General features: G+C 56.1%; 20 protein-coding genes. 7 read left to right on the plus strand and 13 right to left on the minus strand.

What is annotated here, in order from left to right; translation table 11 throughout:
* The first annotated feature begins 17 nt into the window (after positions 1–17).
* Positions 18–560, plus strand: a complete 543-nt coding sequence (gene yjgA / locus AB3U87_RS07155) for a ribosome biogenesis factor YjgA (protein ID WP_253455830.1) — start codon at positions 18–20, stop codon at positions 558–560.
* Between the two features lie 45 nt (positions 561–605).
* Here the strand turns inward: yjgA and mpl are convergent, their stop codons facing one another.
* Positions 606–1958 (minus strand): UDP-N-acetylmuramate:L-alanyl-gamma-D-glutamyl-meso-diaminopimelate ligase, encoded by a 1353-nt coding sequence (gene mpl / locus AB3U87_RS07160; RefSeq protein ID WP_125290337.1) that lies wholly within the window; start codon positions 1956–1958, stop codon positions 606–608.
* Between the two features lie 169 nt (positions 1959–2127).
* Between mpl and fbp the strand changes: the two genes are divergently transcribed.
* On the plus strand, positions 2128–3126 hold the full coding sequence (gene fbp / locus AB3U87_RS07165; protein WP_253455834.1) for a class 1 fructose-bisphosphatase: 999 nt from the start codon (positions 2128–2130) through the stop codon (positions 3124–3126).
* Positions 3127–3312: 186 nt separating this feature from the next.
* Positions 3313–3840 carry an inorganic diphosphatase gene (gene ppa / locus AB3U87_RS07170; protein WP_125290335.1) on the plus strand — a complete coding sequence of 176 codons (528 nt, stop codon included), beginning with the start codon at positions 3313–3315 and terminating at the stop codon, positions 3838–3840.
* 50 nt (positions 3841–3890) lie between these two features.
* Here ppa and AB3U87_RS07175 read toward each other — a convergent pair whose 3' ends face one another.
* From AB3U87_RS07175 to tamA, 4 genes are all read right to left on the minus strand, one after another.
* Positions 3891–4328: a DUF29 domain-containing protein gene (locus tag AB3U87_RS07175; protein WP_394148776.1), complete on the minus strand. Its 438-nt coding sequence runs from the start codon at positions 4326–4328 to the stop codon at positions 3891–3893.
* Positions 4329–4484: 156 nt separating this feature from the next.
* Positions 4485–4838 (minus strand): gamma-glutamylcyclotransferase family protein, encoded by a 354-nt coding sequence (locus AB3U87_RS07180; RefSeq protein ID WP_125290334.1) that lies wholly within the window; start codon positions 4836–4838, stop codon positions 4485–4487.
* 2 nt (positions 4839–4840) lie between these two features.
* Positions 4841–8614, minus strand: a complete 3774-nt coding sequence (tamB, locus tag AB3U87_RS07185; RefSeq protein ID WP_394148777.1) for an autotransporter assembly complex protein TamB — start codon at positions 8612–8614, stop codon at positions 4841–4843.
* Positions 8611–10326 carry an autotransporter assembly complex protein TamA gene (gene tamA, locus AB3U87_RS07190; protein WP_370734835.1) on the minus strand — a complete coding sequence of 572 codons (1716 nt, stop codon included), beginning with the start codon at positions 10324–10326 and terminating at the stop codon, positions 8611–8613. The genes tamB and tamA overlap by 4 nt, the downstream gene beginning before the upstream one ends.
* 524 nt (positions 10327–10850) lie before the next feature.
* Here tamA and paeA point away from each other — a divergent pair.
* Positions 10851–12176 (plus strand): polyamine export protein PaeA, encoded by a 1326-nt coding sequence (gene paeA, locus AB3U87_RS07195; RefSeq protein WP_253455841.1) that lies wholly within the window; start codon positions 10851–10853, stop codon positions 12174–12176.
* Between the two features lie 56 nt (positions 12177–12232).
* On the opposite strand, the gene AB3U87_RS07200 is transcribed toward paeA, so the two are convergent.
* On the minus strand, positions 12233–12439 hold the full coding sequence (locus AB3U87_RS07200; RefSeq protein WP_246760837.1) for a DUF1107 domain-containing protein: 207 nt from the start codon (positions 12437–12439) through the stop codon (positions 12233–12235).
* A gap of 290 nt (positions 12440–12729) precedes the next feature.
* Between AB3U87_RS07200 and AB3U87_RS07205 the strand changes: the two genes are divergently transcribed.
* A complete protein-coding gene (locus AB3U87_RS07205; RefSeq protein ID WP_369895295.1) occupies positions 12730–13284 on the plus strand; it encodes a YtfJ family protein in 555 nt (184 codons plus the stop codon).
* 39 nt (positions 13285–13323) lie between these two features.
* Here AB3U87_RS07205 and cysQ read toward each other — a convergent pair whose 3' ends face one another.
* Positions 13324–14064, minus strand: coding sequence for a 3'(2'),5'-bisphosphate nucleotidase CysQ (cysQ, locus tag AB3U87_RS07210; protein ID WP_253455845.1), 741 nt, complete (start codon positions 14062–14064; stop codon positions 13324–13326).
* 318 nt (positions 14065–14382) lie between these two features.
* On the opposite strand from cysQ, the gene AB3U87_RS07215 reads away from it, so the two are divergent.
* Positions 14383–16320 (plus strand): bifunctional 2',3'-cyclic-nucleotide 2'-phosphodiesterase/3'-nucleotidase, encoded by a 1938-nt coding sequence (locus AB3U87_RS07215; RefSeq protein WP_394148778.1) that lies wholly within the window; start codon positions 14383–14385, stop codon positions 16318–16320.
* A gap of 68 nt (positions 16321–16388) precedes the next feature.
* Here AB3U87_RS07215 and AB3U87_RS07220 read toward each other — a convergent pair whose 3' ends face one another.
* Entirely contained in the window at positions 16389–16679 is a 291-nt protein-coding gene (locus AB3U87_RS07220; RefSeq protein WP_394148779.1) for a hypothetical protein, read from the minus strand.
* Positions 16680–16962: 283 nt separating this feature from the next.
* The gene (gene fklB / locus AB3U87_RS07225; RefSeq protein WP_125290327.1) at positions 16963–17583 is read right to left on the minus strand and encodes a BamJ family beta-barrel-assembly machinery protein; all 621 of its coding nucleotides are present in this window, start codon (positions 17581–17583) and stop codon (positions 16963–16965) included.
* 277 nt (positions 17584–17860) lie between these two features.
* Here fklB and AB3U87_RS07230 point away from each other — a divergent pair, with 277 nt between their 5' ends.
* Positions 17861–18400 (plus strand): OapA family protein, encoded by a 540-nt coding sequence (locus tag AB3U87_RS07230; protein ID WP_253455851.1) that lies wholly within the window; start codon positions 17861–17863, stop codon positions 18398–18400.
* A 117-nt stretch (positions 18401–18517) separates the two neighbouring features.
* On the opposite strand, the gene rplI is transcribed toward AB3U87_RS07230, so the two are convergent.
* Genes rplI through rpsF form a run of 4 tightly spaced genes read right to left on the minus strand, consistent with a single transcriptional unit; the run spans position 18518 to position 19960 of the window.
* Positions 18518–18970: a 50S ribosomal protein L9 gene (gene rplI / locus AB3U87_RS07235; protein WP_125290325.1), complete on the minus strand. Its 453-nt coding sequence runs from the start codon at positions 18968–18970 to the stop codon at positions 18518–18520.
* 38 nt (positions 18971–19008) lie between these two features.
* Positions 19009–19236, minus strand: coding sequence for a 30S ribosomal protein S18 (rpsR, locus tag AB3U87_RS07240; RefSeq protein WP_000135199.1), 228 nt, complete (start codon positions 19234–19236; stop codon positions 19009–19011).
* A 4-nt stretch (positions 19237–19240) separates the two neighbouring features.
* Positions 19241–19558, minus strand: coding sequence for a primosomal replication protein N (priB, locus tag AB3U87_RS07245; RefSeq protein ID WP_125290423.1), 318 nt, complete (start codon positions 19556–19558; stop codon positions 19241–19243).
* A gap of 6 nt (positions 19559–19564) precedes the next feature.
* Positions 19565–19960, minus strand: coding sequence for a 30S ribosomal protein S6 (gene rpsF, locus AB3U87_RS07250; RefSeq protein ID WP_125290324.1), 396 nt, complete (start codon positions 19958–19960; stop codon positions 19565–19567).
* Positions 19961–20022 lie beyond the last annotated feature (62 nt).

Genomic DNA, 20022 nt, shown 5'->3' on the forward strand with positions numbered 1-20022 from the left:
TTTTTAGGGAGCCTCCCATGACCAAACAGCCTGACGACTGGCTCGATGATGTACCAGATAACGAAGAAGAAGATGATGAAATTATCTGGGTCAGTAAAAGTGAAATTAAACGTGATGCCGAAGAGCTGAAGCGCCTGGGCGCCGAGCTGGTAGAACTGAGCGGTAACTCGCTGGATAAAATCCCGCTGGATGAAGATCTGCGCGCCGCCATCGAGCTGGCTCAGAAGATCAAGAAAGAGGGACGCCGCCGTCAGCTGCAGCTGATTGGCAAAATGCTGCGCTCGCGCGACGAAGATCCTATCCGGCAGGCGCTGGACAAGCTGAAGAACCGTCACAACCAGCAGGTTGCGCTGTTCCATAAGCTGGAGATGCTGCGCGATCGTCTGGTTGCCGAAGGCGATGACGCGATGGCGGACGTTTTACAGCTTTATCCGAACGCCGATCGTCAGCAGCTGCGCTCGATGATCCGCAACGCCCAGAAAGAAAAAGCGGCCAATAAGCCGCCGAAAGCTTCCCGCCAGATCTTCCAGTATCTGCGCGAGCTGGCCGAAGCCTCCTGAAAACGCTGCGGGTTTGCTTGCCCGCAGCGCCGACTGGCTGGCCCGTTACGCCAGCCGATCCAGCAGCTTCTGATGAATGCCGCCAAATCCCCCGTTGCTCATCACCAGGATGTAGTCGCCCGGCTGCGCCGTTTTAGCAATCATCTCTACCAGCGTATCCACGTCCGCGCTCCAGTGAGCGGGCTGTACGCACGCCTCTGCCACTTCGGCGACCTGCCACGGAATATGGTGCGGCTGCAGCAAAAACACTTCATCGGCCCGGCCCAGCGCAGGCGCTAAATCGTCTTTGCTGATGCCCATTTTCATGGTGTTGGAGCGTGGCTCCAGCACCGCCAGGATACGCGCTCTGCCGCCTACCTTGCTGCGCAGCGCGGTCATGGTCGCCAGAATGGCGGTAGGATGATGCGCAAAGTCATCGTAAACCTTAATGCCATTGGCTTCGCCGCGCAGTTCCAGGCGACGGCGGGCGTTGATAAAGTCGTCCAGCGCCTTACCGGCATCTTCCGGCTTCACGCCTACGTGGCGTGCAGCGGCAATGGCCATCAGGCCGTTATGCATGTTGTGCTCGCCCACCAGCGACCAGTTCACTTCCGCCACGCGCTCGCCGTCCAGCCAGACTTCCCAATGCGAGGCGTCCGGCGTCAGCTTTTTCGCCTGCCAGCGGCCGTTTTCGCCGGTGCTTTCCTGCTCGCTCCAGCAGCCCATCGCTATCACCTGCTTCAGGTTGCTGTCCTGCTCCGGCACGATAATCCGTCCCTGACCCGGCACGATGCGCACCAGATGATGGAACTGCCGCTGGATCGCTTTTAAATCATCGAAAATATCCGCATGGTCGAACTCAAGGTTATTCAGGATCAGCGTGCGCGGGCAGTAATGCACGAACTTTGAGCGCTTATCGAAGAACGCGCAGTCATATTCATCCGCCTCAATCACGAAGAATGGGCTTTTTCCTAAAGTTGCGGAAACGTCGAAGTTACCCGGCACGCCGCCGATGACAAAGCCCGGCTCCAGCCCGCACGCCTGCAGGATCCACGCGGTCATGCCCGCCGTAGTGGTTTTTCCGTGCGTTCCGGCAACCGCAATCACCCAGCGGTCGCGCAGGACGAAATCGTGCAGCCATTGCGGGCCGGAGAGGTAAGGAATATTCCGTTCCAGCACCGCTTCCACACAGGCGTTGCCGCGCGTCATGGCGTTGCCGATGATCACTAAGTCGGGCGCGGGATCGAGCTGGGAAGCATCATATCCCTGAATTAAATCAATGCCTTGCTTTTCTAAAAGCGTGCTCATCGGCGGATAAACGTTGGCATCGGAACCGGTCACTTCATGACCCAGCGATCGGGCCAGCATTGCCAGACCGCCCATGAATGTGCCGCAGATACCGAGGATGTGAATACGCATAAAAGGTCCGTTTACTGAAAGGGTCGGTGCACAGTGTAGCGTCCTCATCGTGCGGAAGAAACGGAATTTGCCCTATGTTCTTTAGCCCTCATTCGGCTAAACTGCCTCGACATACGTTGGCAGTTTGTATCGCAGGCTGCTGTTCAACCGCAGATTCAGGGATTGTGTTATGAAAACGTTAGGCGAATTTATCGTCGAGAAGCAACACGACTTTCCTCACGCCACAGGTGAACTGACGGCGCTGATTTCAGCTATCAAGCTGGGCGCAAAAATCATTCACCGCGACATCAACAAAGCGGGGCTGGTCGATATTCTGGGCGCCAGCGGCGTGGAAAACGTGCAGGGCGAACAGCAGATGAAGCTCGATCTGTTTGCCAACGAAAAACTCAAGGCCGCGCTGAAAGCACGCGGTATCGTAGCCGGTATCGCTTCTGAAGAAGAAGATGAAATCGTTATTTTCGAAGGCGTTGAGAACGGTAAATACGTGGTGTTGATGGATCCGCTGGACGGCTCTTCCAACATCGACGTTAACGTTTCCGTCGGCACAATTTTCTCTATCTACCGCCGCATCACGCCGCCAGGCACGCCGGTAACGGAAGAAGATTTCCTGCAGCCGGGCAGTCAGCAGGTTGCCGCGGGCTATGTCGTCTACGGTTCCTCTACCATGCTGGTTTACACCACCGGCTGTGGCGTGCACGCTTTCACCTACGATCCTTCGCTGGGCGTTTTCTGCCTCAGCGCGGAAAAAATGGCTTTCCCGGAAAAGGGCTACACCTATTCCATTAACGAAGGCAACTACATCCGTTTCCCGCAGGGCGTGAAGAAATACCTGAAGTTCTGCCAGGAAGAAGATCAGCTGACCCATCGCCCTTATACCTCGCGCTATATCGGCTCGCTGGTGGCGGATTTCCACCGCAACCTGCTGAAAGGCGGCATCTATCTCTATCCAAGCACCGCCAGCCACCCACAGGGCAAGCTGCGCCTGCTGTATGAGTGCAACCCGATGGCGTTTCTGGCCGAACAGGCCGGCGGCAAGGCCAGCGACGGCAAAAACCGCATTCTGGATCTGGTGCCGGAAACCCTGCATCAGCGCTCGCCGTTCTTTGTCGGCAACACCGATATGGTTGACGACACCGAGCGTTTCCTGCGCGAATATCCGGACGCTTAAGGCCGACGGCTATGCAGACAGGGCGATCTTCGGATCGCCCTGTTTTTTTTGCGTGCGCTTTGCCAGCACGTTAAATAATCGGCCAGCGTACTGGAGCATTCTGAAAGCCCAAAAAGGGGGCATACTTTCATATCCAGTTGGCTATAATGAGCGTCACTTGATTTAAGACGATTAAAGGAATTCACCATGAGTTTAAACCAGGTTCCAGCGGGTAAAGATCTGCCAGAAGATATCTACGTTGTTATTGAAATCCCGGCCAATGCCGATCCAATCAAATATGAAGTAGATAAAGACTCCGGCACGCTGTTTGTTGACCGTTTCATGTCTACCGCGATGTTCTATCCGTGCAACTACGGTTACATCAACCACACGCTGTCTCTGGACGGTGACCCGGTAGACGTGCTGGTGCCGACGCCATACCCACTGCAGCCAGGCTCAGTGATCCGCTGCCGTCCGGTTGGCGTGCTGAAAATGACCGACGAGTCTGGCGAAGACGCCAAGCTGGTTGCGGTTCCGCACACCAAGCTGACCAAAGAGTACGATCACATCAAAGATGTGAACGACCTGCCGGAACTGCTGCGTGCGCAGATCACCCACTTCTTCGAGCAGTATAAAGCGCTGGAGAAAGGCAAATGGGTGAAAGTGGAAGGCTGGGACAACGCTGAAGCGGCGAAAGCTGAAATCATCTCCTCTTTCGAGCGCGCGAAGAAGTAAACCGCCGCCCGGACAGTAGATAAAAAAACACCGCTCAGTGAGCGGTGTTTTTATTTATACGAAGGCAAAAAATTATCATCCATTAGCTGCTCCCAACCCCACGGCAAGATCTGGGGAAAGGCATCGGCTTCCAGGCCGGTTTCCCGCGCGGCGGAAAGGATGGCATCGCCATACGCATCCTTCATCAGTTCGGAAAGCTCATTTTTCAAACTGGGGTTACGGTTTAATCGCCGCACAATTTTACGCCGCTGTTCGGCAATGGTCAGCTGCCAGCTACGTCCCCGATAAGTAGGCTGATATTGCCATTTCAGCAGGTGCATAAGCAGCACCTCAAGACGCGATTCCAGTTCGCGACGTTCACTGTTGCCCATGCTTCTGATTTCCTCAAGCAGGTTCCCTTTGTCCAGCTGCGCCAGATTACCGGCTTGCAGTAATTCCGCCTGTTCCAGCGTCCAGCCGTAGAAGTCATTTTCATATTGAGAAGCCATGATTTTCTCTGCGAAGTAATCAATATTGATAGAAAGTCAGTGTGTCAGAGACGATCGGCGCCGTCAAAATCAAGCTCACTTTTTGTGCAATGCACCGCATCCAGCCCATAAAAAAACACCGCTCAGTGAGCGGTGTTTTTATTTATGTCACGCGTGTCAGGCAGGATCCTGGTTATCCCGCAGCAGCCAGTCTCCGCTGGCTATCCGCTGCTTGCCCTCTACCGAACGCTGATAAACGTACAGCCATGCGCTGCCGTAAGGCGTCGGCATCAGCTCGCGCTTATACTCTCCGCCTTTGGTTCTGAGCGCGTCCAGCTCGCCCAGCGTGGAGGCGTCCACCCGGTAGACCTCGCAGTAAACCTGCCCGCTACCCGCGACGACGCCGGGGTAAAGACCCAGATTATATAGCTCGTAGCCGTCGATCTGATGATCGCCCAGCCACTGCCCGTTGGTCATCCAGTGACTGTTGCCTTGCTTGCGTCTCAGGCTGCCGTAGACAATTATTCGCATTGCTAGAACTCAAACTGATAGAGCACATCAAGCGCCTGGTCTACACCAGACACCGCTTCCAAATAAAGTTTGGGCATCAGGCGATAACGTAAGGTTAAGGTCGCCAGTGAATCAAATATGCCAACACCATATTTTACCTGTAGACCCGGCAGCACGTAACCGCTGACCTGAACCTGCTGGCTGTCGCCGACGCCCGCCGTGTCCAGCGCGAGATTACTTACGCCGAAAGTCTCCCCGATTTTACCCACAACCTGCCCACTTTGTGCAAGCCCTAATCCCACCAGCGCCGAGGTTAATGCGCTGCTGTCGCTGCCGGTCGCGTCCAGACCCTGTCCACGCAGCAGATAAGAGAGCGCTTCCTGCTGCGACATAGCCGGATCGGAGAAGACTTCCGCCTTCGGCTCGTCGGCCAGACCGGTAACGCGCACGCCTGCTGTGACGTCATTTTCCGTGGCTTCCGGGTTGCGGATAGCCTCGATGTTGAGGTAAGGCTGGTTGGCCGGGCCAGAGAATTGCAGCTCGCCTTTACGCACGATCAGATCCTGACCGTAGGCATGGAAACGCCCGGAAGGAATGTTGATCTGGCCGTTCAGCCCCAGCCCGCGTTTATCCTGCGCCAGCTTCAGATCGCCGTTCAGCTTCGCTTTCAGCCCAAAGGCGCTCAGACGCACGTCGTTACCGACGTGAATAACCAGGTTGCTGTTGATCGGAATCGAGGTGCTTTTCGGCGCAATCGGCTTGAGGTTTTCATCCAGCAGCACTTCATCCGACGAGACGCCGACGGCGCTTTCCGGCACTTCCTGGACGGTCACGCGCGCCCAGGGAATATCGACGCGGCCGTTCAGGTTAAACGCCTGCGGTGTGGCTTCAAACTCCAGATCCGGCGAAACGTCCATGCGGATCATCGGCGGCACCGTCACGCGGATTTTGCTGCCCTTCGCCGCAATACGCGCCCGCCAGGCGTCCAGCTGCGCCCAGTCCGCGTTGCCGCTGAGCGCCAGCTGCCCCTGAGACGTCTCGATCAGACCCTGTAGGGTAGAACTCATGCCGTTAAAGACCATGTTCAGATTGGCTGAGGTCAGATCGACCGGCACAAAGCTGCCCTGAACATCGACGTTTTTCAGCCCCAGTTGACCAAAGACCTGCGGTTTTTGCAGGCTGCCGCCCAGGCGCAGCGCGCTGTTAAGCACGCCGGCCACTTTTTCGCCCTGCATCAGCGCCGGATTGAGCAGCGTCAGATCGATGTTTTTGATATTAACGTTGCCGGAAAGCCCGCGTTTGTTCTGCGGATCGGCGATCTGCACGTTGCCGTCCAGCTGGCCGTTTTTAGCGATGCGGATCAGCCAGTCGAGCTGGGCGCGACCGTTACGCAGCGCCGCGTTCAGGTTCAGCGTATCAAAGGCTACGGGCAGCGTATTGCCGTCCACATCCTGCGCGACCTTCACGCCGTTGCCTTTCAGCGAGACGCGGCCCTGCGGCAAACCGCCGTCTGCTGTCCAGCTGACGTCGGCATCGCCGCTGAAGACACCGCTGAGTTTGGTTTCATCCGTCAGGAAAGGTTTCACCATCGCCAGATCGAAACGGTTGAGCGTCACCTTCGCATGGCCGGACGGGCCGGCTTCGATGGTTTGCGGCACGCACAGTTCAGCGTTGGGGTTTTGCCAGCAGTGCGGGCCAACCGAGACCGTCTGGCTACTGTTGAGATAGTCCAGCGCAATGGCGCGCGTTAAGCGCCATTCCCCTACCGGGGTGTCGAAGCGGGTATTGTTCAGCGTGCCGCGCCAGCGCTGCTGGCTGCGATCGAAGCTGCCGTTCAGCTGGAGCTGGCCGGAAACCGGATCGCCATTGACCGTCAGCTTCAGCTGGTGCGCTTTTTCATCGCCGCTGGCGTCCAGATCCAGCCGGTTAACCGTCAGCGTGTCCTGCTTCAGCCGATCCACGCGCAGCGCCAGCTTGCCCTGGATCTGCTCGCCTGATTTCACGTCGCCCTGTAGCGCGACGCGGGCGATGCTCATCGCCTGCCAGCGGAGGCCGGTAGCGGTTAAATCAGCCAGCAGCTGCGGCGTTTTCAAATCGCCGCGCGCTTTGATGGTGCCCTTCGCCACGCCGCCCAGGCCAGGCAGCGCGTTATCCAGATGCTCAGCGTCAATATTGGCGTCCAGCGACAGCTTGTCGCCGAGCGAGCCTTTAACATCGACATTATTACGGCCCAACACCAGTTTGATGCCGGGAATATCCCACTGGTTGTAGCTGTTGCCGTAAAGCGAGCCGTCAGCGCTAACCGCATTCTGTTTCACGTTGCCGCGCAGCTTCAGTTCAGGTACGCGCATTTGCCAGCTGCCGCCGTACAGGCTGCCGCGCGTGGTGATTTTACCTTCCAGCTTCGCTGGCCAGTCGGGATACTGCCGGGCGGTGTTGATGCCGTTAAGCTGAAGCTCGCTGCGCCAGCTGATCGCCTTGCTCCAGTCCACCAGCGCCGTCAGGTCGGTGGTGCCCTCCAGCGCGGCCAGCCGCAGCTTATCCAGCGAGAACTGCTCCGCGTTACCCTTGCCGTCCAGCGTAAGCGTGGCGGGCGGAATGGCCTGGCCGCGCAGCGCGGCTTTCAGCGACATAACATAGTCCGTCGCTTTGCCTTTTATGCTGAAGTTCAGGTTATCGGCCTGATACTGCGTTTCGCCGGTCAGCGGCCAGCGCAGCTGCGCGCTTTGCATCGTCATCGCCAGCGGCAGGCCCGCTTCGGCCAGCTTCGTTTGCGCGTTCAGCTGCATCCGCACGGGGCCGGAAAGGTTCAGTGCCAGATCCAGCTGCTCACGCAGGCCGCCGCCGACGGTCATTTTGATCTTCTCGCCTTTGATCGGATCGACGTTAAGCGAGCTGGTGAGGTTGAAATTCACCGGCCAGGCATCCGCCAGCTGTGCCTGACCGCTGGCGTTGAGCTGACCCTGCGGCGAATCTACATCCAGCGTTTCCAGACGCAGCAGGCGATCCTGCGTTTGCGCCTTCACCAGCAGACGCGTGATGGCGATATCGGTATCGCCGGTAATGCGCAGCTGCTCGCCGAGGATCTGCTGGACGTTTACATCCAGCGGCATTTTGAAATCAGGCAGATCCGGCAGCAGCGGTTTGGCGAACATCGCCTTCAGCGTTTCGCCCAGCGGCGGCTCGTTAGCCTGCGGCTGCTGCACTTTTGGCTGCACCACCTGCTCGTCGGCCACTTTGGCCGCCTTCGGCAGCGCAATCAGCAGGCCCTGAATATGGGTCGGCGTTAAGGTCAGCGCGCGCTGCTGCCAGCTGAGGCCAGAGGTAAAGTCCGCCAGCGAGATCGCCGTGTCGTCTACTTTTACCGTGACGTTATGCAGCGCCAGCTGGCGCAGCGTAATCGGGTACGGCGTGCTGAGATCGCCGGAAGAGGCTTCATCCTCTTTCGCTTCCGGCGCGGGCGGCCCCAGCTTTTTGCTGTCCACCACCACGCTGACGTCGCGCAGTGCAAGGTCATTGACGCAGAACGCGCTGTTTTTCAGGCAGCCCAGCTGCAGGGCCAGATGAAACTCGCCGGCATTAACCGTCACGCCAGGCATCTCATACTGCACGCCTTTTAACGTCAGGTTACGCCAGCCGCCGCTGACCTGTTTGATGTCCAGCCCCGGCACCCAGCGCGCCGCGCCGTTCAGCACCAGATGTAATCCGGTGGTGGTGCCAATTAAAAATGCCACGCTGCCGAGCAGCACAACCAGGAAAATCAGGATGCCAATAAGGACCTTTTTCCAGCGACTCATAATTCAGGCCCCAATCCGATATAAAACTGTATGTCCCGATCTTCGCTGTCGCCGACCGGACGGGCGATATCCAGCTTGATCGGCCCAACCGGCGACTGCCAGCGCACGCCGAAACCGGCGCCGGTTTTGACATTGCTCTGCTTGATGTCGTTGACCGCTTCGCCGGAATCCACAAACACCGCGCCCCACCATTTACCGGTTACGTTGTACTGATATTCCACCGATCCGGTCGCCAGCTTCGAGGCGCCGGTCAGCTTGCCATCGTCGTCGCGCGGCGAAATGCCTTTGTACTTGTAGCCGCGAATGCTGCGGTCGCCACCGGCGAAAAAGCGCAAATCAGGCGGCACGCGTTCAAAATCGTTGGTTTCAATCCAGCCGAGATTGCCGCGCAGCACGAAGCGATGTTTATCCGCCAGCGTGCGGATCCAGACGTTTTGCGCCTGCACCACGGCGAAATCGATATCCGAGGCCCAGGTCGTATCGGAGACATCCAGCGAGTAGCGCTGCGAGTCGCCCCACACGGGCATCAGGCCGCCGCGCGAACGGGTGCGGTTAACGCTGACGCCGGGATAGATCAGCATGGTGGTGTTGGTGACGTTACCCTGGGTAAAGTGATCCAGGCTCCAGTGCAGATTAATGGCGCGCTGCCAGCCCGTAGAGGATTCCCAGTAGCGGGACGCGGCCAGCGTGGTGGAGTCGGATTTGGTGTCGTTCAGGTCGGTTCTTTTCAGGCCGCCCTGCAGCAGGTAATACTGCTCGACCGGGTTTTTCAGCAGCGGGATTTTATAGCTGAAGTCGAGCTGCTGCTCCGGCGCAGAGATATTGGCGCTGGTGGTAAAGCTGTGGCCGTAGGAGTTTACCCAGGGCCTTTTCCAGGTCGCTTTAACGCGCGGGCCGACGTCGGTGGAATAGCCCACGCCCGTTTCGATGGTGTTTTCCGTACGCGGACTGACCACGCCGTGCAGCGGTAATATTTTATTTTTGCGGGATTGATCGAACTGCGGCGCGACCACCACGGAATTAAACCAGCCGGTAGAGGAAAGGCGGCGGTTCAGCTCGGCCAAATCGCGCGAGCTGTAGTAGTCGCCCTTTTTAAACGGCACCAGGTTTTGCAGGTATTCCTCGCGGATCTGCGACCCTTCAAAGGTGACGTCGCCAAAGCGGTAGCGCTGACCGCTGTCGTAATCGATATCCCAGAAAGCTTCGTGCCGCTCGACGGAAACGCCCAGCTGGCTTTTGCGGTAGTCGCCGTCAAAATAGCCTTTGCGCAGCGCCAGATTGCTGAGCGAGCTTTTAAAGCTGTCGTAGTCGCTGTGGTTAAGCACGCCGCCAATTTTGGCTTTGCCGGTGCGTACCAGCGTCTGGTAATCCTCGTCGGTGCGCGCGCCACCGCGAATAATCACCGTTTCGCCCGCCAGCTTCACCGGCGGGCCGGGCGTGACTTTCGTCAGCAGCACCGGACGTCTGCCGCCCGCAGGCGGCGGCTGCAGTTCAAATTCAATTTCCGGCTCGTAGTAGCCCAGCGCCTTAAGTCCTTCCTTAACCGCTTCGCTGACGCGCGCGCGGAAACGCCCATCGGAGGTCACTTCCTCGCTTGCGATGGTCGACAATCTTGCGCGCACGTTTTTTTGTAATTCCCCAGACAGGCCAGTGACCTGCAAACGCACCGTAGCCGCCTGAGCGGCAGGCACGGCTGCGATCAGACCTAACATGCAATAGACATGGATTCGTGGCACGCTAACTCCTGAATTTATTGCCGGCCCGGATTCCAGATGGGCGCAACTGCTGAATCTTGAAAATAGCCCGCTTAAGCATGGCAACTTTTTACGGGTTCAGAGGCTCTTTTCCACTGAAAGGCCGAAATTTGCGTTATTGTGTGCAAAGAATCGCCAGGTTACAACCATGGATCGTGAGGGAATGTTACGCTATATCAGCCTGCAATGCAGACTCGGATAAATCTCACCGCCGGTTCGCCTGCAGCGCCGTAATTGTAAGCAATCCTCACCACAGCTATAATCTCTGGCAGAGGCCGCGCTGCGGCCAGTTAACGTCTTTCTGCCCAAGCCAAATGGCGCAGACATTTTTGGCACGGATAGCCCGGTGCCGCTCACAGGTACAGAAGGTCAGCTGCTCCTCATCTGCTGCCCAGGCCAAAAATGACAGGTAATCAACTTAAGGCCTGCTTTAGCGCATTTTCCTCTGAAAGCGCCTGAAGCGGCCATTTAATGGATGTTTTATGTTAGACAGCTTGCTTGTCATCTTAATGCTGATCGCCATCAGCTCATTTTTTTCACTTTCGGAAATCTCTCTGGCCGCCTCGCGCAAAATCAAGCTGAAGCTGCTGGCGGACGACGGCAACATCAACGCCCAGCGCGTGCTGAAGATGCAGGAAACGCCGGGGATGTTTTTTACCGTGGTGCAGATAGGCCTGAACGCCGTGGCTATTCTGGGCGGTATCGTGGGCGATTCCGCGTTTTCGCCCGTGTTCCGCTCGCTTTTCGATCGCATCACCGGCCCGGTACTGGCGGAGCAGCTGAGCTTTATCGCCTCTTTTACCGTGGTGACCAGCCTGTTTATCCTGTTCGCCGATCTTTTCCCAAAACGTCTGGGGATGATCGCGCCGGAAACCGTCGCGCTGAAAATCATCAATCCGATGCGGATGTGCCTGTTTATCTTTCGGCCGCTGGTGTGGTTCTTTAACGGCGGCGCCAATATTATTTTCCGCCTGTTTAAAATCCCGCTGGTGCGCAAGGACGATATCACCTCAGACGATATCTACGCGGTGGTAGAAGCGGGCGCGCTCGCTGGCGTACTGCGCAAGCAGGAGCACGAGCTGATTGAAAACGTGTTTGAGCTGGAGTCGCGCACCGTGCCCTCCTCCATGACCTCGCGCGAGAACGTGGTGTGGTTCAATCTGCATGAGGATGAGTCGAGCCTGAAGGAGAAGATTGCCAATCATCCGCACTCCAAGTTTCTGGTCTGTAATGACGATATCGACCATATCGTCGGCTATGTCGATTCCAAAGAGCTGCTGCTGCGCGTGCTGGGCAACCAGAGCATGGCGCTTAACAGCGGCGTGCAGATCCGTTCGGCGTTGATCGTGCCGGATACGCTGACGCTCTCCGAGGCGCTGGAAAGCTTTAAAACCGCAGGGGAAGATTTTGCGGTGATCATGAACGAATATGCGCTGGTAGTGGGGATCATTACCCTGAACGATGTGATGACCACGCTGATGGGCGATCTGGTTGGCCAGGGAATGGAAGAGCAGATCGTGGCGCGCGACGAGAATTCCTGGCTGGTGGAAGGCGGCACGCCAATCGACGACGTGATGCGCGTACTGGATATCGACGAGTTCCCGCAGTCCGGCAACTACGAGACTATCGGCGGCTTTATGATGTATATGCTGAGAAAAATCCCTAAACGCACCGACTTCGTGAAGTTTCACGGCTATAAGTTCGAGGTAGTGGATATCGACAGCTACCGTATCGATCAGCTTCTGGTGACGAGGATTGATGAAACCCGACAGGGTGCCGCCGTGCTGAACAAAATGGTCGAAGAATAAAAACAGAAAAGGCGCGAATTTCGCGCCTTCTTTCTTTTGAACCGGCCTGCCGGTTGCTAGTTGAACTCGGTCTGCAAACGCAGCACCTGACGGTTCACTTCTGACATCACGCTATAGTGCTGCTTATCTTTAATGCGTGGGATCAGGATCTTACCTTTATCGAACTCAAATGCGCCTACATCTTTGATGTAGATCCGGCCACGGAATAGTGTTTTGACATATTTGGCCACCTGCAGCGGATTATAGCGCTGGAAAATCTTCATGTTACAACTCCTGAAAGATGATGCGTGCTGCGTCGTTTCCAAGTTCGGTACGAATCTTTGCAGCACAAAGTGGATACACTATAGACCAGGTTTCACTTCTAAAATTCCTAAAACCGAGTTTTTTTACTGTTTTTACACATCATGACAGTAGGCTCTTTCACCCGGCTGCATGAACGCAGTATAAACCTTCGACCTTTACGGAATTGTGCGTTGTGTTGCAAAGATGTTGTATCGCTGCGACAGACGCATCATCCACGTTTATTATTGCAGAAACATGACTAATGAGTTCAATCATGATTTTTCGTCTTTTACTGCTGCTGTTAACGTTGCTGTCGTGCGCCGCCAGCGCCCATAACCTGGTTACAGGCCAGCGCGTGCCGCCTGTCGGCATTACCGATCAAGGCGAGCTGCGTTATCAGCAGGAGCAGTTCAGCTATCGAGTCTGGAACAGCGCCGCGCTGCCGGGCAAAGTGCGCGTTCTTCAGCACATCGCCGGACGCGCCTCGGCCAAAGAGAAAAATGCGGCGCTGATCGAGGCGATTAAATCGGCCCGGTTTCCCCACGATCGCTATCAGACCACCACGCTGGTGAATACCGACGATGCTATCCCCGGCACCGGCATGTTTGTCCGCAGCAGCATTCAGAGCAATAAGAAACAGTATCCCTGGTCGCAGTTTATCGTCGACAGCGACGGCACGGCCAAACGGGCCTGGCAGCTGCAGGATGAAGGGTCGGCGATTATTGTGCTGGATAGCGGAGGAAAGGTGCGTTTCGTCAAGGATGGCGCGCTGACGCAGCAGGAAGTCCAGCAGGTGATTATGCTGGTGCGTCAGCTGTTACGCTGACGGACAGAGGGAGGCGCCGGTGCCGCCTCCCCTGGCCGATTAAAAGATCGAGACGCGGAAGCCCGGATTCAAAAAGGCTTCGCGCGGCGCATAGTCCAGCGTTTTCCCCTGCCAGTCATGCACGTGCGCGCCTGCGGCAATGGCTACGGCGTGGCCTGCACCGGTATCCCAGATATTCGTTGGCCCAAAGCGGGGATAGAGCTGCGCCTTGCCTTCCGCGACCAGACAGAACTTCAGCGAGGAGCCAATAGCAATGGTCTGATGCTCGCCCAGCTGGCTAAGGTAATCCTCCAGCTCGCTGTCGGAATGCGAACGGCTGACCACCACCAGCGGCGGGCGCGCCTCGCGCACGTGGATCTGCGTTTTTACGCCGCCCTCTTCCTTCCAGGCTTTCCCCTCGGCGGCCGAATACATCACGTCCATCACCGGCGCGTAGACCACGCCCAGCACGGGCTTGCCGTTTTCAATCAGCGCAATATTGACGGTGAACTCGCCGTTCCGCTTGATAAACTCCTTGGTGCCGTCCAGCGGATCGACCAGCCAGTAGCGCTGCCAGTGCTGGCGGATCTCCCAGCCCGGCGGATCTTCTTCAGACAAAACGGGCACGTCGGGCGTCAGCGTGGTCAGCCCCTTCAGGATCACCTTGTGTGCGGCGATATCCGCTGCGGTGACCGGCGAATCATCGGATTTTGTGGCAACATCAAGCGGCGCCTGACCATCGTATATCTGCATGATGGCAACGCCCGCGTCTCGTGCCAGCTGGCATATATTCTCTAACATTGTCCACCTCTTGATTTGCTGGCTGGCGCTGGCTATCACTTTGCCAGCGCCAGCGCTCTCTGTTGATCATAGTCGATAGCAAAGATCGAAGGCCAAACGATCCGCCAGCGCTTAATTATCAATAGCATAAATTATTTTACGCCGCAGGGGCTGCTGTTTTTCATCAGGTTGACCCCGCAACGGCCTTAATCGTTCCCGACGGGCCGGGCCATAAGAGATAAATATTTGTAGCTGCTCACATAATTATGAGAAAGAAGGTATTAGTTTCATAAAACTTTGCGACGTTAGGGATTACACAAACGCTATTAAGGAGAAACAATGATTAAGTCCGTTGTGACGCCCGTTGCGCTGCTGGTCAGCTGCGCGCTACACGCTGCCACGGTCGATTTCCGCCTGCTGGAAACCACCGACCTGCACAGCAATATGATGGATTTCGATTACTACAAGGATACCCCAACGGAAAAGTTCGGGCTGGTGCGTACCGCAACGTTAATTGAGGCGGCGCGTAAAGAGGCCGCCAACAGCGTGCTGGTGGATAACGGCGACATTATTCAGGGCAGCCCGCTCGGTGACTATGTGGCGGCCAGGGGCTTACAGCAGGGCGAAATCCATCCCGTTTACAAGGCGCTGAACACGCTGGATTACACGGTAGGCAACCTGGGCAACCATGAATTCAACTATGGCCTGGATTACCTGCAAAAAGCCATCAGCGGCGCGAAATTCCCCTACATCAATGCCAATATCATTGATATCCACAGCGGTAAGCCGCTGTTCACGCCTTTTTTGATTAAGGCGACGGAAGTGACGGATCGCGAGGGCAACAAGCATCAGCTCAAAGTGGGCTACATCGGTTTTGTGCCGCCGCAGATTATGGTGTGGGACAAGAAAAACCTCAGCGGTAAAATTACCGTGGAGGATATTACCGAAACCGCCCGTAAATGGGTACCGGAGATGCGCCGCCAGGGCGCGGATCTGATCGTGGCTATCCCCCATTCCGGCCTCTCCAGCGAGCCGTGGCACGCGATGGCGGAAAACTCCGTTTACTACCTCAGCCAGGTTCCCGGCATCGACGCCATCCTGTTTGGCCATGCGCACGCCGTTTTCCCCAGCAAAGATTTTGCCGCGATCAAAGGTGCCGATATCGCTAAAGGTACGCTGAACGGGATACCGGCGGTGATGCCGGGCATGTGGGGCGATCATCTGGGCGTGGTCGATCTGGTGCTTAATAACGATGCAGGCCGCTGGCGGGTAAGCGAAGCGACCGCGCAGGCCCGGCCCATTTACGATACGGCGGCGAAAAAATCGCTGGCGGCGGAAGATCCGGCGCTGCTGAAGGTGATGGCGCCCGATCATCACGCCACGCGTGAATTTGTCAGCCAGCCTATCGGAAAATCGGCAGACGTGATGTACAGCTATCTGTCGCTGGTTCAGGACGATCCGACCGTGCAGATTGTGAATAATGCGCAGCGCGATTATGCAGAGCGCTTTATTCAGGGCGATCCGGATCTGGCCGCCCTGCCCGTGCTTTCCGCCGCCGCACCGTTCAAGGCCGGCGGCCGTAAAAACGATCCGGCCAGCTATGTGGAAGTGGAGAAAGGCCCGCTGACCTTTCGTAACGCAGCGGATCTTTACCTCTATCCCAATACGCTGGTGGTCGTAAAGGCCAGCGGTAAAGAGGTAAAAGAGTGGCTGGAATGCTCGGCGGGTCAGTTTAACCAGATCGATCCGGCCAGCACTAAACCGCAGCCGCTGATTAACTGGGATTTTCGTACCTATAATTTCGACGTGATTGACGGCGTGAGCTACCGAATCGACGTCACGCAGCCTGCCCGCTACGATGCGGAATGTCAGTTGATTAATGACAAGGCTTCCCGTATCCGCGATTTAACCTTCCAGGGAAAACCAGTCGATCCCGAGGCGACTTTTCTGGTGGCGACCAATAACTATCGCGCCTACGGCGGCAAATTTGCCGGAACCGGCGAGGATCACGTCGCTTTTGCTTCTCCGGATGAAAATCGCGCTGTCGTAGCGGCATACATTACGGCGCAGACCCGGGTGCATGGCGAAGTCAGCCCGCAGGCGGATAATAACTGGCGGCTGGAAAATATTAACGCTAAGGTCCCTCTGAATATCTTTTTTGAGACCTCGCCATCTTCAAAAGCAGCTGAATTTATTAAAAACCATGGCCAATATCCGCTGAAGCAAGCAGGCCAGGACGATATCGGCTTTGCGCTTTACCATATTGGCCTTAACTGACGAATCTTTCATAAAAAAGCCAGCCTGGCACACAAGGCTGGCTTTATTTATTACCAGAGGTAATAAATTTATGCGCCCGTAGAGGATTTCAGGCTATTAATGGAGTCAATACCATATTTGACCAGGCCAACCACACCCGCACCAATATCGTTAATCGCACCGGAAATGTTTAACTCCAGTATTTTACCAATTCCGCCGCCCAGTTGGGAAACAGCGTCAACGGAAGAAGTTGTTAAGCCACCGGCAGAGGCGCCCTGGTCGATCACAGAACCGATAAGAAAGCCAATACCTTTGCCGACATCAGAAAAAAGCCCGGCGCCTGCAACCGCGGCCATTTCATTGTTGGTCAACTCGCGCATTTATAGTTCTCCTTGATAATAATATCATCAGCATTACTATGGCATTCATTGCCACGTCGAGAACTTATTTCAAAAAAGCGGCGTAGTCAAACCTTCCTTCAGGATAAAAATAATCCAGCAGGGTATTTTCAGAATCGGCTGAATATATTTTCAACGCGTGAGAAAAGGCTATTAGTTAAAGCATCCGCGTTATTTAACGCGTAATAAAATTCATATCAGGCAATATTGAGGAATAACAGTTCTCCTGCCGGAACAACAATCGTTATCCCGGCAGGATCGGCTGTTACAGAATTTCTAACAGCTCAACTTCAAACACCAGCGTGCTGAATGGCGGAATGGAAGCGCCAGCGCCGCGCTCGCCGTAGGCCAGGTTCTGTGGGATAACCAGCTCCCACTTTGAGCCGACCGGCATCAGGGTCAGCGCTTCGATCCAGCCTGGGATAACGCCGCTGACCGGGAACTCAGCCGGTTCGCCGCGCGCCACGGAGCTGTCAAACACGCTACCGTCGATCAGTTTGCCGGTATAGTGAACGCGAACGCGATCCTGGCGAGACGGAATAGCGCCGTCGCCCTGCTTGATGACGCTGAACTGCAGGCCGGATTCGGTGCTGCTCACGCCGTCACGCTGACCGTACTCTTCCAGGAATTTCTGGCCTTCGGCGGCCATCGCCTGCTGACGCTCGCGACGAACCACGTCGGCACGCTCGTGCACTTCACGCAGCGCGCGGTGAACAACGTCAACGGGCACAGCCGGGGAGTTCCCTTCCAGCGCGTCGCGCAGGCCAGCCAGCAGCGCTTCTGGCTGCAGCCCCTGCAGCCCGGATTCCAGCAGCTGCTGGCCAACCTGTAAACCGATACCGTAGCTTGCTTGTGCTTCTACGCTGTCTAAAGAAGGGGTAGTCATGGATTTTCCTTTACTGGTAATAAAACTGAGGACGAAGCATAACAGCGCAGGCAACAGGGGTAAAACGCCATCTTCTTCAGGTGACATTTTCAGCGTAAAAGGAAACAATAACGCTGCTCCGCTTACGCTATAAAAGCCGCGCGGAGAGTGCGCTATCAGCTATATTTCAGTAGAGGTTAACATGGGCCATATTGCCCGCAGACGAAGGAAACGCCGGCCGGCTTTGTTAAAGCGGTTTATTTTATTCGCGCGAGGATCGCGCAAGGAGGACGACGCCATGCCCGTCACTAAAGCGTCACCAGCATCGAAGTGGTTCAACTGGCTCTGGCACCTGGCGGATTCCGCGCGCTGGATGGATCCGCTGCCGTCTTTCCACCGTCGCGGCATTATCCTGGCCGGGGCGCTGGTTTTGCTGGCTTTTTTGTGGCCTTCGCCGCGACAGCCGGAGCAGACGGAGCGCCCCGTTAACGTTGAGCGCACCACAACAGACGTGCCGCTACAGGCGGAGCTTAGCGGTCGGGTGGATAACAGCCAGCAGCCTAAAGGCGATGCTCAGGGACAGTGGACAAACTACCAGATTGCCAACGGGCAAACGCTGGCGCAGCTGTTCCGCGACCACAATCTGCCGGTAAATGATGTATTTGCAATGGCCCGCGTGGAGGGCAACGACAAGCCGCTGAGTAATTTGCAGGCCGGTCAGGCGGTCAGGATCCGCCAGAATTCGCACGGCGTGGTGACGGGACTGGCCGTAACTACGGAGCAGGGGGAAATTTTATTTACCCGCCAGCCGGACGGCGCGTTTCTGCAGGTTCATTAGCCAAACAAAAACGCCGACGCGATGTCGGCTTTTTACATTACAAACTTGCTCAGAAAACGCTTTTCACAAACAAAAACGCCGGCACAAGGCCGGCGTTTTTAAGCGGTAGAGAAGCGATTAAGCTTCAGTAACCACGTTTACAGTCAGTTTAGCGAAGACTTCGCTGTGAACCTGGAAGTCCACTTCGTGCTCACCGGTAGTGCGCAGAACGCCGTTCGGCAGGCGAACTTCGCTCTTGGCTACTTCAACGCCGGCTGCAGTTACAGCGTCAGCGATGTCGCGAGTACCGATAGAACCGAACAGTTTACCTTCGTCGCCTGCTTTAGACGCGATGGTAACGGTGCCCAGTGCATTGATTTTCTCAGCGCGAGCGTTAGCAGCGGACAGAACGTCAGCCAGTTTGGCTTCCAGCTCTGCACGGCGTGCTTCGAAGAACTCAACGTTTTTCTTGGTAGCAGGAACAGCTTTGCCCTGTGGTACCAGGAAGTTACGAGCGTAGCCCGCTTTAACGTTTACCTGGTCGCCCAGGGTGCCCAGGTTTGCTACTTTATCAAGCAGAATAACTTGCATTACCTTATCCTCTTAAAGTCGTTAATTGACAACAGCCGTTACTGATGACGATCGGTATACGGCAGCAGAGACAGGTAACGCGCGCGCTTGATAGCACGAGCCAGCTGACGCTGGTATTTAGCGCGAGTACCAGTGATACGGCTTGGTACAATCTTACCGCTTTCAGTAATGTAGTTTTTCAGCGTTGCGATATCTTTATAATCGATCTCTTGAACGCCTTCCGCGGTGAAACGGCAGAACTTGCGACGACGGAAATAACGTGCCATTTGGCTAGTCTCCAGAATCTATCAATTCAATCTGCTCGGCATGCAGCACCGTCTTATTCAGCCCATTGCGCCCTTGATGGCTGCTAATGAAACCTGAAACGGTGACCGGCGTGCCGACCGTTATACTTTGAGTAATGGCCTGATGGGCTTTGCCGCTGATAATCACCGGCATGCGACACCAGGCTTGCCGGGTAAAACCGGCCTCCACCTGCATCGATCTGTGCTCAAGCACGAACTGGCAGTGTGGAATACCTGAGGGGCTGACTTTACGCATCGGCGTCTTGCACACGGTGCCAGACAGCGTCAGCCGATTAGCCTCCACGGTCAATTACTCTTCAGAATCCCCAGCATCTGCTTCATCAGAGGTTTCGTTAGCAAAATCTTCACGACGCTCACGGCGCTCGTCTTTCGCTTTAACCATCGGAGAAGCTTCAGTTACCGCGTGCTTAACGCGCATAACCATGCTGCGGATAACGGCGTCGTTGAAGCGGAAGTTAGTTTCCAGCTCATCGATCGCTTCCTGCGGCGCTTCAACGTTCAGCAGAACGTAGTGAGCTTTGTGCAGTTTGTTGATCGGGTAAGCCAGCTGACGGCGGCCCCAGTCTTCCAGGCGGTGGATCGTACCTTCTGCACCAGTGATGGTCGCAGAGTAGCGCTCGATCATGCCAGGAACCTGTTCGCTCTGGTCAGGGTGAACCATAAATACGATTTCGTAATGACGCATCGAATTTGCTCCTTACGGATTATTCAGCCTCCTGTCGGGGTCAACCGCGGCCCATGGAAGCA

The organism is Erwinia plantamica (assembly GCF_043420595.1).
Lineage (GTDB): Bacteria > Pseudomonadota > Gammaproteobacteria > Enterobacterales > Enterobacteriaceae > Erwinia > Erwinia aeris.

What these genes read in the sequence shown, in the direction of transcription:
- yjgA (WP_253455830.1), top strand. Translation starts at nt 18, where the DNA reads ATGACCAAACAGCCTGACGACTGGCTCGATGATGTACCAGATAACGAA.
- mpl (WP_125290337.1), bottom strand. Translation starts at nt 1,958, where the DNA reads ATGCGTATTCACATCCTCGGTATCTGCGGCACATTCATGGGCGGTCTG.
- fbp (WP_253455834.1), top strand. Translation starts at nt 2,128, where the DNA reads ATGAAAACGTTAGGCGAATTTATCGTCGAGAAGCAACACGACTTTCCT.
- ppa (WP_125290335.1), top strand. Translation starts at nt 3,313, where the DNA reads ATGAGTTTAAACCAGGTTCCAGCGGGTAAAGATCTGCCAGAAGATATC.
- AB3U87_RS07175 (WP_394148776.1), bottom strand. Translation starts at nt 4,328, where the DNA reads ATGGCTTCTCAATATGAAAATGACTTCTACGGCTGGACGCTGGAACAG.
- AB3U87_RS07180 (WP_125290334.1), bottom strand. Translation starts at nt 4,838, where the DNA reads ATGCGAATAATTGTCTACGGCAGCCTGAGACGCAAGCAAGGCAACAGT.
- tamB (WP_394148777.1), bottom strand. Translation starts at nt 8,614, where the DNA reads ATGAGTCGCTGGAAAAAGGTCCTTATTGGCATCCTGATTTTCCTGGTT.
- tamA (WP_370734835.1), bottom strand. Translation starts at nt 10,326, where the DNA reads ATGTTAGGTCTGATCGCAGCCGTGCCTGCCGCTCAGGCGGCTACGGTG.
- paeA (WP_253455841.1), top strand. Translation starts at nt 10,851, where the DNA reads ATGTTAGACAGCTTGCTTGTCATCTTAATGCTGATCGCCATCAGCTCA.
- AB3U87_RS07200 (WP_246760837.1), bottom strand. Translation starts at nt 12,439, where the DNA reads ATGAAGATTTTCCAGCGCTATAATCCGCTGCAGGTGGCCAAATATGTC.
- cysQ (WP_253455845.1), bottom strand. Translation starts at nt 14,064, where the DNA reads ATGTTAGAGAATATATGCCAGCTGGCACGAGACGCGGGCGTTGCCATC.
- AB3U87_RS07215 (WP_394148778.1), top strand. Translation starts at nt 14,383, where the DNA reads ATGATTAAGTCCGTTGTGACGCCCGTTGCGCTGCTGGTCAGCTGCGCG.
- AB3U87_RS07220 (WP_394148779.1), bottom strand. Translation starts at nt 16,679, where the DNA reads ATGCGCGAGTTGACCAACAATGAAATGGCCGCGGTTGCAGGCGCCGGG.
- fklB (WP_125290327.1), bottom strand. Translation starts at nt 17,583, where the DNA reads ATGACTACCCCTTCTTTAGACAGCGTAGAAGCACAAGCAAGCTACGGT.
- AB3U87_RS07230 (WP_253455851.1), top strand. Translation starts at nt 17,861, where the DNA reads ATGCCCGTCACTAAAGCGTCACCAGCATCGAAGTGGTTCAACTGGCTC.
- rplI (WP_125290325.1), bottom strand. Translation starts at nt 18,970, where the DNA reads ATGCAAGTTATTCTGCTTGATAAAGTAGCAAACCTGGGCACCCTGGGC.
- rpsR (WP_000135199.1), bottom strand. Translation starts at nt 19,236, where the DNA reads ATGGCACGTTATTTCCGTCGTCGCAAGTTCTGCCGTTTCACCGCGGAA.
- rpsF (WP_125290324.1), bottom strand. Translation starts at nt 19,960, where the DNA reads ATGCGTCATTACGAAATCGTATTTATGGTTCACCCTGACCAGAGCGAA.